Annotated in this window: 14 protein-coding genes; 8 read left to right on the forward strand and 6 right to left on the reverse strand. The window is 68.6% G+C overall.

Going from position 1 to position 11,597, the window contains the following annotated elements:
• Positions 1-98 precede the first annotated feature (98 nt).
• Together ACRDPN_RS00890 and ACRDPN_RS00895 are read left to right on the forward strand one after the other, a co-directional pair.
• On the forward strand, positions 99-467 hold the full coding sequence (locus ACRDPN_RS00890; RefSeq protein ID WP_431445439.1) for a YidH family protein: 369 nt from the start codon (positions 99-101) through the stop codon (positions 465-467).
• Positions 464-802 (forward strand): DUF202 domain-containing protein, encoded by a 339-nt coding sequence (locus ACRDPN_RS00895; RefSeq protein ID WP_431445440.1) that lies wholly within the window; start codon positions 464-466, stop codon positions 800-802. Before ACRDPN_RS00890 ends, ACRDPN_RS00895 begins: the two co-directional genes overlap by 4 nt.
• 1 nt (position 803) lies before the next feature.
• Here ACRDPN_RS00895 and ACRDPN_RS00900 read toward each other — a convergent pair whose 3' ends face one another.
• The 5 genes from ACRDPN_RS00900 to hppD all read right to left on the reverse strand — a co-directional run bounded on the left by ACRDPN_RS00900 (position 804) and on the right by hppD (position 5,807).
• Complete coding sequence (locus ACRDPN_RS00900) at positions 804-1,304, reverse strand: N-acetyltransferase family protein (RefSeq protein ID WP_431445441.1); 501 nt, start codon at positions 1,302-1,304, stop codon at positions 804-806.
• Between the two features lie 112 nt (positions 1,305-1,416).
• Positions 1,417-2,601: a fumarylacetoacetase gene (fahA, locus tag ACRDPN_RS00905; RefSeq protein ID WP_431445442.1), complete on the reverse strand. Its 1,185-nt coding sequence runs from the start codon at positions 2,599-2,601 to the stop codon at positions 1,417-1,419.
• Positions 2,598-3,386 carry a hypothetical protein gene (locus tag ACRDPN_RS00910; RefSeq protein ID WP_431445443.1) on the reverse strand — a complete coding sequence of 263 codons (789 nt, stop codon included), beginning with the start codon at positions 3,384-3,386 and terminating at the stop codon, positions 2,598-2,600. Before ACRDPN_RS00910 ends, fahA begins: the two co-directional genes overlap by 4 nt.
• Positions 3,387-3,400: 14 nt before the next feature.
• Positions 3,401-4,585 carry a homogentisate 1,2-dioxygenase gene (locus tag ACRDPN_RS00915; RefSeq protein WP_431445444.1) on the reverse strand — a complete coding sequence of 395 codons (1,185 nt, stop codon included), beginning with the start codon at positions 4,583-4,585 and terminating at the stop codon, positions 3,401-3,403.
• A gap of 28 nt (positions 4,586-4,613) precedes the next feature.
• Positions 4,614-5,807 carry a 4-hydroxyphenylpyruvate dioxygenase gene (hppD, locus tag ACRDPN_RS00920; RefSeq protein ID WP_431445445.1) on the reverse strand — a complete coding sequence of 398 codons (1,194 nt, stop codon included), beginning with the start codon at positions 5,805-5,807 and terminating at the stop codon, positions 4,614-4,616.
• 120 nt (positions 5,808-5,927) lie between these two features.
• Here hppD and ACRDPN_RS00925 point away from each other — a divergent pair, with 120 nt between their 5' ends.
• Complete coding sequence (locus tag ACRDPN_RS00925) at positions 5,928-6,413, forward strand: Lrp/AsnC family transcriptional regulator (protein ID WP_431445446.1); 486 nt, start codon at positions 5,928-5,930, stop codon at positions 6,411-6,413.
• Between the two features lie 4 nt (positions 6,414-6,417).
• Positions 6,418-6,972 carry a dihydrofolate reductase family protein gene (locus tag ACRDPN_RS00930; RefSeq protein ID WP_431445447.1) on the forward strand — a complete coding sequence of 185 codons (555 nt, stop codon included), beginning with the start codon at positions 6,418-6,420 and terminating at the stop codon, positions 6,970-6,972.
• Here ACRDPN_RS00930 and ACRDPN_RS00935 read toward each other — a convergent pair.
• Positions 6,969-8,123 (reverse strand): pyridoxal phosphate-dependent aminotransferase, encoded by a 1,155-nt coding sequence (locus ACRDPN_RS00935; RefSeq protein WP_431445448.1) that lies wholly within the window; start codon positions 8,121-8,123, stop codon positions 6,969-6,971. The two genes, ACRDPN_RS00930 and ACRDPN_RS00935, sit on opposite strands and share 4 nt — an antisense overlap.
• Before the next feature lie 225 nt (positions 8,124-8,348).
• Between ACRDPN_RS00935 and ACRDPN_RS00940 the strand changes: the two genes are divergently transcribed.
• From ACRDPN_RS00940 to ACRDPN_RS00955, 4 genes are all read left to right on the forward strand, one after another.
• Positions 8,349-9,047, forward strand: coding sequence for a sortase domain-containing protein (locus ACRDPN_RS00940; protein ID WP_431445449.1), 699 nt, complete (start codon positions 8,349-8,351; stop codon positions 9,045-9,047).
• Positions 9,048-9,078: 31 nt separating this feature from the next.
• Positions 9,079-9,729 (forward strand): orotate phosphoribosyltransferase, encoded by a 651-nt coding sequence (pyrE, locus tag ACRDPN_RS00945; protein ID WP_431445450.1) that lies wholly within the window; start codon positions 9,079-9,081, stop codon positions 9,727-9,729.
• A complete protein-coding gene (locus ACRDPN_RS00950; protein WP_431445451.1) occupies positions 9,726-10,325 on the forward strand; it encodes a TrmH family RNA methyltransferase in 600 nt (199 codons plus the stop codon). The genes pyrE and ACRDPN_RS00950 overlap by 4 nt, the downstream gene beginning before the upstream one ends.
• A 14-nt stretch (positions 10,326-10,339) precedes the next feature.
• Positions 10,340-11,597 (forward strand): M4 family metallopeptidase (locus ACRDPN_RS00955; protein ID WP_431445452.1); only part of this gene is annotated, 1,258 nt, incomplete at its 3' end.

The following is an 11,597-nucleotide window of genomic DNA, read 5'->3' on the forward strand; positions in this document are numbered from 1 at the left end:
CAACAACAGTGAAGGAGTCAACCGCATCAGCGGAAGCTGCTCGCATGGGTCGAACAGCACGGGGGAATGGCCCGTTCGCACCTGAGTACTGTGAATGCGTGACCGATCCGGAGCGTCGATTGCCGCGCCGTGTCTATGGTGGCGGGCACGAGCCCGATCCGCGATTCTCGCTGGCCAACGAGCGCACATTCTTGGCATGGATCCGTACGACACTGGCGCTGCTGGCTGGTGCGGCCGCTGTTCATGTTCTCGAGCTATCTGTTTCTGACGCCGTTCAGCGGGCGGCTTCAGCTCTCCTCGGGCTCTCGGGCCTGGTCTGCGCGGTGCATGCCTGGATGAGCTGGGCGAACACTGAGCGAGCCTTGCGTCATGGTCTGCCCTTGCCCTCGAATGCGGTCGGGTTCCTGCTCGCTGGGACCGTCGCCATGGTCGCGGTCGTGATGATCGTCTTGGGCGTTCGAGGGTGAGCGAGTCCCGGTTGCCGGACGGCCTCCATCAGGAACGCACGAAGTTGGCGTGGCGCCGCACCACCCTTTCGCTATTGGTGGCGGCTTTCATCATCAGTCGGCTCGCCATCGAGGACTCGGCTGCGATCGTCGTCGTGGTGAGTGTCGCCGTGACCGCGGTCGCGCTCTGGATGACAGTGGCCTCGTTGAGGCGTCGCCGGTGGAACTACCCGTCGCGGCGGGAGCCCGAGTTCGAGTACGTCTTACGGGACGGGCTGCTTCCGCTGCTGGTCGCCATGGTTGCCGGAAGTCTATGCTTGGTGCTGTTTGCACTGAGCTTGGGTGTCTTCGACTGAGTCACGCAGCAGCGGGATGCGAGGTGCGCAACGGCAACGTGAACACGATGAGCGTCCCGGCACGCGCCGCCGTGGCACCCGGGAAGACGTTGCGCATCAGCGCGTGCGCTCGCGTGTTGGCGGCCGATGTCTCGGCAACGAGCTCCGCGTAGCCGATGTCGGCGGCCCGATCGCGGATCCACCGACCCAGAAGAGTCCCGACGCCTCGGCCTTGCCAGGCATCAACGACCTCGAGGGCCAGCTCGGCCCGATGCCCGTCGGAAGCGATCAGACGGGCGAGTCCGACCGGAGTCTCGTCGACGAAGGCGGCAACCGCCACGTGGTCACGTCCGTCCACGGCCAGGAGCACTCGTCGTGCCTGCTCAGGCAGTGTGGGCATGACCGTGAGGTAGCGCAGCATCCGGCTCTCGACCGACATCCCGGCGAACACGTCGTCGAGCACATGCCCGTCGGCGGCACTGATCTCGCGCAGCTCGACCGCGTCGGTGATTTTGAGCCCCATGACGACACCTTTTCTGGACGCCCCCGTGATGTCGATCGTGCGCGTCTGAGGTAGTCGCCGGCATCGGCCGATGTCCCTATGTCGGTCGGGCGGCTACCTCAGATGCGCCGGATCAAGGCACGATCGTGCCGGTGACCTCTCCCAGCCAGAGTGCTTCGCCGTCGGGCCCGGGTGCGGTGGCGGAGATGGTGACGGTGTCGCCGTTCTCGAGGAACGCGCGGGTCGAGCCGTCGGCCAGCGTCAGGGGCTCGGCCCCGTTCCAGCCCAGCTCGATGAACGAGCCGCGCTGGTCGCGATCGGGGCCACTCACCGTGCCGGACGCGAACAGGTCGCCCGGACGGACGGTGGCACCGTTGACGGTCATGTGGGTGAGCATCTGGGCGGCGGTCCAGTACATGCCGGCGAACGGAGGGCGGGAGACGACCTCGTCGCCGAGCCGCACCTCCAGGCGGAGGTCGAGCGCCCACGGCTGTGCGCGGTCGTCGTCGAGGTAGGGCAGGAGTGGCACATCGCGCTCAGGCGGATGCGTGCGTGCCGACTCGAGTGCCTCCATGGGAATCACCCAGGGCGAGACTGACGTGGCGAACGACTTGCCGAGGAACGGGCCGAGTGGCTGGTACTCCCAAGCCTGGATGTCGCGCGCTGACCAGTCGTTGACGAGGCAGAGGCCGAACACGTGGCGTTCGGCGTCCGCGAGCGCGACTGGCTCGCCGCGCTCCGACCCGGCCCCGACGACGAAGCCGACCTCGGCCTCGATGTCGAGCCGGACCGACGGACCGAACACGACCTCGCCGGCGGCCGTTCGGCGCTGCCCCAACGGACGCCGGATCGACGCGCCCGACACGACGACCGTGCCCGAGCGGCCGTGGTACCCGACCGGCAGGTGCTTCCAGTTGGGCAGGAGTGCGTCGCCGTCCGGCCGGAACATGCGGCCGAGGTTCGTCGCGTGATGCTCGGAGGCGTAGAAGTCGACGTAGTCGCCCACGGTGAAGGGCAGCACCAGCTCGACCTGGTCGACCGGCGACAGGTGGTGGTCGACGACGTGCTCGTGGGCCTCGTCGCCGACCCACTCCGAAACCGCGTGCCGGACCTCGTGCCACGTCTCGAAACCGGCCGCGAGCAGGGCATCGAGAGAGCCGTGGGCGAACAGGTCGGCATGGTCCGGGATCACGACTGCAGCAGAAGTGGTGAGGTCGAGGACGTCGGTGTCGACGCCGACGCCGACGCGCCGTCGGGTCTCGCCGGGCACCACGAAGGAGCAGTACGGCAGCGTGAAGCGACCGAAATCGCCGGTCATGCAGCCACCTCGAGGAGGCCGAGGCTGCGCAGGTCGCCGATCGGGTCGCTGACCGAGCAGGTGCCGAACGACAGGAAGCTCGACCGGATGCGACCACACTCGTGCTCGTTGAGGTCGGCGACGGCGGCCGCGATCACGGACGCGTCGCGCTCGGCCAGGATGTCGGCGACGTCCTCGTCACCGGACATCGCCATCTGCACGGCGAGCACGACGTTGAGGAAGCCGTGGTGCTCGAACCCGGTGTCCGGATCGGTGTGCCGGACAGCGTGGTGAAGGCCCGCCGTCAGCTTGAACCGCAGATCTTGACCGATGGCATCGGAGAGGGCGGTGGCGAGGCGCCGGTCGTCCGGGAAGGCGTCCGCCGTCTCACCACCGGTGCGCAGCTTGAGCGCTGCGCCGGGCGGCAGGTCGAACCGCGCCGTGATTGGCCGCTCGACGAGGAGCAGCGTGCCGTTGGGCACGGCCGGCAGGTCTTCGCCGGGCTCGGCTCCCGAGACCTCGACGGCGCGAAGTCGCAACCGCGGGTCGTCGTGCGCTGCGCCGATCGCGGCCGAAGCCGTGCCGACCGGGGTCACCAGCGCGAGGTCGAGTCCGTCGATTCCGGACGCCGCGAGGGCGTCGCCCAAGCCGGACAGTCGCGAGGCCGAGCAGACGAACGGCCCGACGTGCCGAGCGATCGGCGAGTCCATGGCTGCGACGTGTGCACGGACGGCGTCGTCCATCGCGGCGTTGCCGGGCGGGAAGATCGCTGCGTCGTCGAAGAAGCGGTCGAACAGCACGGTCATACGGCCAGTGTTGCTCACTCGCCTGACGTCCACGACTGGGCATAGACGCCGTCGTCGCACGCCTGCCCGCCCTCGCCGAGATCGAGCGGGCGGAAGGTGTCGACCATGACGGCCAGCTCGTCGAAGGCCTCGACACCGAGGCTCGCCTCGATCGCGGACGGCTGCGGTCCGTGTGAGTGTCCGCCCGGGTGCACCGTGATCGAACCTTTGGCGATGCCGGAGCCCTTGCGCGCCTCGTACTCGCCCTCGACGTAGAACATGATCTCGTCGCTGTCGACGTTGGAGTGGTAGTACGGCACCGGGATCGACAGCGGGTGGTAGTCAACCTTGCGAGGCACGAAGTTGCACACCACGAAGTTGTTGCCCTCGAAGACCTGGTGCACCGGCGGCGGCTGGTGTACCCGCCCGGTGATCGGCTCGTAGTCGGAGACGTTGAACGCATACGGGTACAGGCAGCCGTCCCACCCCACCACGTCGAACGGATGCCTCGGCACGACGTGGACGGTGCCGGTGAGTCCGCCCGGCCCGGTGCCACGGTGCTTGATGAAGACTTCTACGCCCCCTTCATCTCTCACTTCAGGCTCTGAAGGCTGCCGTAGGTCGCGCTCGCAGTAGGGCGAGTGCTCGAGCAGCTGACCGAAGCGAGACAAGTAGCGCCTTGGCGCCGTGATGTGGCTGTTCGCCTCGATGCAGTACGCCTTGACCTCGCCGTGCAGGACCCAGCGATGGGTCGTCGCGCGCGGCACGATCAGGTAGTCGCCCGGGCCGAACGGCAGGTGACCGAAGACCGTCTCGAGCACCCCGTCGCCTGCCTCGATGAACACGCACTCGTCGCCGGTCGCATTGCGGTAGAGCGGCGACGTGTCGGCCGCCACGACGTAGGAGATGCGGACGTCACCGTTGCCGAGCACCAGCCGGCGCCCCGTCACCAGGTCGCGTCCCTCGCCATTCGCGAAGAGGTCGTGCAGCTTGAGATGCCGGGGTAGGAGCGGCTCGTTCGGCGTGGTCGCCTGGTCGGGCAGCTCCCACGTGCGCGCCTCGAGCACGGCCGACGGCACGCCGACGTGGTAGAGCAGCGACGAGTCGGAGCTGAATCCCTCTTCGCCCATCAGCTCCTCGCGGTACAGGTCGCCGGACTCGGACCGGTGCTGGGTGTGACGCTTCGGCGGGATGTTCCCCGCGGACCAGTAGTGGGCCATGACCCGAGCCTCCTAGAAGTTGCCTGCCCTAAAAGTTTCCACGGCGTGCCTGCTCACGCTCGATGGCCTCGAACAGGGCCTGGAAGTTGCCCTTCCCGAACCCCAGCGAACCATGCCGCTCGATCAGCTCGAAGAACACCGTCGGCCGGTCGCCGATCGGCTTGGTGAAGATCTGCAGCAGGTAGCCGTCCTCGTCGCGGTCGACGAGGATGCCGCGCGACTGCAGCTCCTCGATCGGCACCCGCACCTCGCCGATGCGCGCCCGCAGCTCCGGGTCGGTGTAGTACGACTCCGGGGTCTCGAGGAACAGGACCCCGCGGGCGCGCAGAGCGTCCACGGTGGCCAGGATGTCGGCGGTCGCGAGCGCGAGGTGCTGTGCACCGGGGCCGCGATAGAAATCGAGGTACTCGTCGATCTGGGAGCGCTTCTTGCCGACGGCCGGCTCGTTGAGCGGGAACTTGACCCTGTGGTTGCCGCTGGCGACGACTTTGCTCATCAGCGCGGAGTACTCGGTGGCGATGTCGTCGCCGATGAACTCGGCCATGTTCGTGAAGCCCATGATGCGGTTGTAGAAGTCGACCCACTCGTCCATGTGGCCGAGTTCGACGTTGCCGACCACGTGGTCGAGCGCCTCGAAGATCCGGTGCCCTTCGGGACGCTCGATCGTCGAGCGCCGCTCGACGTAGCCCGGCAGGTACGCGCCGTCGTAGCGGCTGCGGTCGACGAGGGAGTGGCGGGTGTCGCCGTACGCGGCGATGGCGGCGACGCGAACGGTGCCGTGCTCGTCGGTCACGTCGTGCGGCTCCTCCAGCACCGTGGCGCCCTGGGAGCGGGCGTGCTCAACGCAGGTGTCGACGTCCGGCACCTCCAGGGCGATGTCGATGACGCCGTCGCCGTGCACGCGGTGGTGCTCGATGATCGGGCTCTCGGGGTCGACGCCACCCTTGAGCACGAAGCGCACGGCGCCGCTCTCGAGCACGAAGGCGTGGTGGTCACGGTTGCCGGTCTCCGGGCCGGAGTACGCGACGAGGTCCATCCCGTAGACCGACTGGTAGAACGACGCCGCCTGCGTGGCGTTGCCGACCGCCCACACGACGGCGTCCCATCCGGTGACGGGGAACGGGTCGGCGGCGCTGTCGTACTCCACGAGTCCGACGAGCTGCTTGAGCTGGTCGAGGTCGAGGTGGGCGAGTCGTTCGGTGGCGGTCAGATCGAGGCTCATGCACACAGGTCAACGCATCCAGGCCGACGATGCAACCGGCACATCTTCAGGTGGTCACTCGCGCCAGCAATGCCGAGTAGAATGGCTCTGAACTGCCCAATCTGCATAGGAAAGTGACCGATGGATGCGCTGGATGTTGCCCTGATCGAGGCGCTTCGGGAGAACCCGCGCGCCGGCGACCTCGAGCTGTCGCGCCTCACCAAGGTGGCGAGGGCCACGGTTCAGTCGCGGCTGGGCAAGATGGAGGCCGCCGGCATCATCACCGGGTACGGCCCCGATGTCGATCTCGTCGCCGCCGGCCATCCGGTGCTCGCGTTCGTCACGCTCGAGATCGCCCAGGGTTCGCTCGAGGCGGTCACCGACGAGCTCGAGTCCTTGCCCAACGTGCTGGAGGCCTACGTCACCAGTGGCACCGCCGATGTCGTCTGCAAGATTGCGGCCACCTCGCACGACGACCTGCAGGCGACGCTGCTGCACATCAGCAAGTCCGGCTCGGTCGTCCGCTCGACCAGCGTCATCGTGCTGAGCGAGCTGGTGAAGCCGCGGGTGCTGCCGATGCTCGCCCGCGACGCGCAGGCCCCGAAGCGGGCCCCCGCCTATCGTTGACTCCATGGGAAACGTCATCTTCGGCATGAACACGTCGGTCGACGGCTACGTCGCCGGTCCGTCCGGTGACCTCGACGACTTCGGGACACCCGGCGACGAGCTGCATCAGTACTTCAACGACCTCCAGAGCTCGGCGGCACTCAGCTTGTACGGGCGCGAGCTGTACAGAGACATGCAGTACTGGGACACGGAAGACCCCAACCGAAATGCCGTCCAGGAGGAGTTCGCCGCCGCCTGGCGCGCCACGCCCAAGGTGGTGGTGTCGACGACGCTCAGCGAGGTCGGGCCGAACGCCACCCTGGTCTCGGAAGACGTCGATGCGGAGCTGCGCCGCGTCGTCGCCGCCACCGACGGTGAGATCGACGTCGGCGGCCCCACGCTCGCCGCGACGCTCACCCGGCTCGGACTCGTCGACGAGTACCGCATCTATCAGCGCCCGGTGGTGCTCGGCGGCGGCAAGCCGTTCTTCCCCGAGTGGATGCCGAACGGCCTCAGCCTGCTGGACGTGGAGATCCTGCCGGACGACACCGTGCTGCTCCGCTACGCGCCCGTTCGCTAGCGACGCAGACCGCCGAGGCGATGCACGGCCTCGTCGATGACTTCGGGCTTCTTGCAGAAGGCCCAGCGCACGAGCGGACGTCCGGCCTCCTTGTCGTCGTAGAACACCTGGTGCGGGATGGCGGCGACACCGACACGCTCGGGCAGGCCCAAACAGAACTCCAGGCCGTCGTCGAAGCCGAGCGGACGGATGTCGGTGGTGGCGAAGTATGTGCCGTCGGGCACGAAGACGTCGAAGCCGATGGCGTCGAGCCCCTCGCAGAGCTGGTCCCGCTGCGACTGCATGCGCGCACGGAACGCGTCGAAGTAGTCGTCGCCCAGCGCCAGGGCCTCGGCGATGGCCGGTTGCAGAGGCGCCCCGGACGTGTACGTCATGAACTGCTTGGCGCCGAGCATCGCCTGCACGAGCGGCGCCGGGCCGGTTGCCCAGCCGACCTTCCACCCGGTGAACGAGAATGTCTTGCCGCCGCTGGAGATCGTGAGCGTGCGGCCGGCCATGCCCGGCAGCGTGGCGATGGGAATGTGCTCCACGCCGAACGTCAAGTGCTCGTAGACCTCGTCGCTGATGACGACCAGGTCGTTCTCGAGGGCCACGGCAGCGATCGCGTCGAGCTCGTCGCGTCGGAGCACGGCGCCGGTGGGGTTGTGCGGGGAGTTGAGCAGGATCGCGGTCGTGCGCGGCGTGACGGCTGCGCGCAGCTCGTCCAGAGGCAGCCGGAAGTCGGGAGCCCGCAGCGTCACCGGACTCCGGACGGCGCCGGCCATCTGGATGACCGCGGTGTACGAGTCGTAGTACGGCTCGAGCACCAGGATCTCGTCGCCCGGGTCGACGAGCCCGAGCAGAGCAGCGGCGATGCCCTCAGTGGCGCCGGTGGAGGCGGCGACCTCGGTCTCGGGGTCGAGGTCGAGGCCGTACCAGCGTTTCTGGTGGGCCGCGACGGCCTCACGCAGCTCGGGCACCCCGGTGCCGGGCGCGTACTGGTTGCGTCCGTGTCGCAAAGCGTGGACAGCGGCGTCGACCACCGAGTCGGGTCCGTCGGTGTCCGGGAACCCCTGGCCGAGGTTGACGGATCCGGTTCGCAGGGCGAGGGCACTCATCTCCGCGAAGATCGTGGTGCCGAGTCCGTCGATGCGCGCGCTGTGGGTCTTCACGCCACCCGACCCTACGCCGGGCATTAGATCGCCCCGCCGTTCTCGGGGGGTGAAACGGCGGGGCGAGGCAGGTGCTGATGGGTTTCCCTCATCTGTCCTGCTGGGAGAAGTCTAAAGGAGTTCTGATCTTGTCAACCACTTTTAGCAGAAATTCTCGATCGGCTCCGGCCCTGCTCCTCGGATGTGCTCGGTCATCGTGTGGTGGCCGGTGCGACAATCGTCGCCATGACGATCCAAGCGCCCCCGGGCCGACGCGCTATCCGCGAATCCGGCGGGCGCCGCGTCATCCGTGCGCTCGGCATCCTCATGGTGGCCGTCGGTCTCGGCTTCATCGGCTACTTCGCCTGGCAGTACTGGGGCACCAACTACGTCGCCAAGCAGAAGCAGGACGAGATCAGGGCCGTCATCGTCAAGGACTGGGACAAGGGCATCGACGGCAACGCGATCGGGCTGCTCCGCGTTCCGCGGTTCGGCGACGACTACGAGGTTCCCATCAACAAGGGCGGTGACCTCATCGGCTCCAAGGGCCGGAAGGCGCTGGCCGAGGGCGTCGCGAGGTACGAGCCCGGCGCCAAGCCGGGCGAGATCGGCAACTTCGCCGTTGCCGGCCACCGGGTCACGCACGGCGAGCCGTTTCGTGACTTCCTGAAGCTGAAGGAGGGCGACAAGGTGTTCGTCGAGACCCGGCGCAAGGTTTACACCTACGTGCTGCGCAACGACGGCGACGCGATCACCGTCGACTTCACCGTCGGCTGGCCGCTGGCGGACGTTCCCGACCCGAAGATCCAGGGCGAGGAGGCCACCGAGCCTGTCCTGACGATGCTCACCTGCTCCGAGCTGTTCCACACCGACGACCGCAGCATCGTCGTCGGCGACCTCGAGTCCATCGAGGACAAGGCCAGCGGCAAGGTCACCGAGTCGTAGCGGTCGTCGAGCCCGCCCCTAGGCTGACGCCATGCACGCCCACCAGCGCGAGTTCATCGAGTTTGCCCTCGAGCACGACGTGCTCCGGTTCGGCAGCTTCACCCTCAAGTCCGGCCGCACCTCGCCGTACTTCTTCAACGCGGGCGCGGTGAACACCGGAGGCGGTTTGGCCGCACTGGGACGTTTCTACGCCGCCACCATCGTCGAGGACGGCATCGACGCCGACGTCATGCTCGGGCCCGCGTACAAGGGCATTCCGATCGCCGCCGCCACCGCCGTCCAGCTGGCCGAGCAGCACGGACGCGACCTCCCCTGGTGCTTCAACCGCAAGGAGGCGAAGGACCACGGCGAGGGCGGACTCGTCGTCGGGGCTCCGCTGGTCGGTCGCGTCCTCGTCGTCGACGACGTCATCACCGCGGGCACCGCGATCCGCGAGGTCGCCGAGATCGTCGAGGCGGCCGGCGCCGAGCTCGCGGCGATCATCGTGGCCATCGACCGCCAGGAGCGCGGCCCGGGAGACGTGTCGGCCGTCCAGCAGGTCGAGCAGGACCTCGGCGTCCGCGTCCGCGCCATCGTCGCGCTCGACGACGTGGTCGAGCACCTGGAGGAGACCGGGGCGCACGCCGAGCACCTCGACGCCGTACGCGCCTACCGCGACGAGTACGGCGCCGGTCGATCATGAGCGAGGTCGGCGTCGGCCCCTGGCCGGGCGATTGGCCCGACGACGACCGGCTCGACCCGGAGCTGCTCGAGCACGGCGACCGCCGCAACGTCGTCGACGAGTACCGGTACTGGACGGTCGAGGCGATCGTCGCCGACCTCGACACCCGACGGCATCCCCTCCATGTGGCGATCGAGAACTGGCAGCACGACGCCAACATCGGCTCGATCGTCCGCACCGCGAACGCGTTCAACGTCGCGGCGGTGCACATCGTGGGCAAGCGGCGGTGGAACCGTCGAGGGGCGATGGTCACCGACCGCTACCAGCACGTCGTGCACCACCCCGACGTCGATGACCTGGCCGCGTGGGCGCGGGATGAGGGGCTGCCGCTCGTCGGCATCGACAACCTCCCCGAGGCCGAGCCGATCGAGACCGCCGATCTGCCGAAGGAAGCGGTGATGTTGTTCGGGCAGGAGGGACCGGGCCTGACGCCGGCCGCGCTCGAGGCCTGCACGTTCCACTACGCCATCGCGCAGTTCGGCTCGACCCGCTCGGTCAACGCCGGCGCGGCCGCTGCCATCGCCATGCACGCCTGGGTGCGCCAGCACGCGTCCTGAGGTTGGGTGGACGGATGAGCTGCTCCTTCGTCCCGGCGTACCTGCTCGAGCGACTCGCGTCCGGCTGCGACGACTCGCATCCGTGTCATCGCACCCTGGCGATCGACCGGCGGCTGAGATCGGCCCGCGCCACCGCGCAACCTCGGCCTCCTGCAGCGACGAGTGGAGCCGCCTGGACGATTCACTCGGCCGAGAACACCGCAGCCCTGCCGGGCACGCCCGTGCGGGCCGCAGGCGAGCCGGCATCCGGAGACGTGGCGGTCGACGAGGCGTACGCGGGGGTGGAGGCGACGCTGGCGATGCTCACCGACGTGTACGGCCGCTCGTCCTACGACGGCCGAGGCGCACCGGTGATCGCCACGGTGCACTACGAGCAGAACTACGACAACGCCTTCTGGGACGGCATGCAGCTGGTGTTCGGCGACGGCGACGGTGAGGTCTTCGAACGGTTCACCAAGCCGATCGACGTGCTCGCGCACGAGCTCAGCCACGCCCTCACCGAGCACACCGCCGGGCTGATCTACCAGGGCCAGTCCGGGGCGTTGAACGAGTCCGTCTCCGACGTCTTCGCGTCCTGCCTCAAGCAGCGCGTGCTCGGCCACGATGCCAACGACGCCGACTGGCTGATCGGCGAGGGCATCTTCCGGCCCGGCATCCAGGGCCGCGCATTGCGCTCGATGTCCGAGCCCGGCACTGCGTACGACGACGCGCGGATCGGCCGAGACCCGCAGGTCGGTTCCATGGCGGACTACGTCGAGACGACCGAGGACGACGGCGGAGTCCACATCAACTCCGGGATCCCGAACCGTGCCTTCCAGCTCGCGGCCACCGCGATCGGCGGCAGCTCAGCCGAGGGGGCCGGTCGCATCTGGTACGAGGCGCTGACCGGCGGTGCGATCACGTCGGCCACCGACTTCACCGGCTTCGCCGAGGCCGTCATCGCCTCCGCCGGGGAGCACACCGACGTGGTCACCGACGCGTGGCGGCAGGTGGGCGTCGTTTCGCGCCCCCACGGCTCCGCCGCGGGAGGTGCCCCCGGCTCAACGACCGGATCGGTCCCTGAGCCCGTCGACCCTGCGACAGGCTCAGGAACCGGGTCCGAGCCCGGTCGCGTGGTGGTTCGCCGATCCGGAGGGTTCGCCGGAATGGTCACCGAGGGCGCCGTCGACCTCCACAGCGACGACCCGCGGGTGCCCCAGGTGCGCGTGCTCGTCGCGCGCATCGACTTCGCGTCCATCACCATCACGGCGCCACCTCAGCCCGACCGGTTCG

Origin of the sequence: Aeromicrobium sp. (assembly GCF_050700635.1) — a bacterium.
Classification (GTDB): Bacteria; Actinomycetota; Actinomycetes; order Propionibacteriales; family Nocardioidaceae; genus Aeromicrobium.

What these genes read in the sequence shown, in the direction of transcription:
- ACRDPN_RS00900 (WP_431445441.1), bottom strand. Translation starts at nt 1,304, where the DNA reads ATGGGGCTCAAAATCACCGACGCGGTCGAGCTGCGCGAGATCAGTGCC.
- fahA (WP_431445442.1), bottom strand. Translation starts at nt 2,601, where the DNA reads ATGACCGGCGATTTCGGTCGCTTCACGCTGCCGTACTGCTCCTTCGTG.
- ACRDPN_RS00910 (WP_431445443.1), bottom strand. Translation starts at nt 3,386, where the DNA reads ATGACCGTGCTGTTCGACCGCTTCTTCGACGACGCAGCGATCTTCCCG.
- ACRDPN_RS00915 (WP_431445444.1), bottom strand. Translation starts at nt 4,585, where the DNA reads ATGGCCCACTACTGGTCCGCGGGGAACATCCCGCCGAAGCGTCACACC.
- hppD (WP_431445445.1), bottom strand. Translation starts at nt 5,807, where the DNA reads ATGAGCCTCGATCTGACCGCCACCGAACGACTCGCCCACCTCGACCTC.
- ACRDPN_RS00925 (WP_431445446.1), top strand. Translation starts at nt 5,928, where the DNA reads ATGGATGCGCTGGATGTTGCCCTGATCGAGGCGCTTCGGGAGAACCCG.
- ACRDPN_RS00930 (WP_431445447.1), top strand. Translation starts at nt 6,418, where the DNA reads ATGGGAAACGTCATCTTCGGCATGAACACGTCGGTCGACGGCTACGTC.
- ACRDPN_RS00940 (WP_431445449.1), top strand. Translation starts at nt 8,349, where the DNA reads ATGACGATCCAAGCGCCCCCGGGCCGACGCGCTATCCGCGAATCCGGC.
- pyrE (WP_431445450.1), top strand. Translation starts at nt 9,079, where the DNA reads ATGCACGCCCACCAGCGCGAGTTCATCGAGTTTGCCCTCGAGCACGAC.
- ACRDPN_RS00950 (WP_431445451.1), top strand. Translation starts at nt 9,726, where the DNA reads ATGAGCGAGGTCGGCGTCGGCCCCTGGCCGGGCGATTGGCCCGACGAC.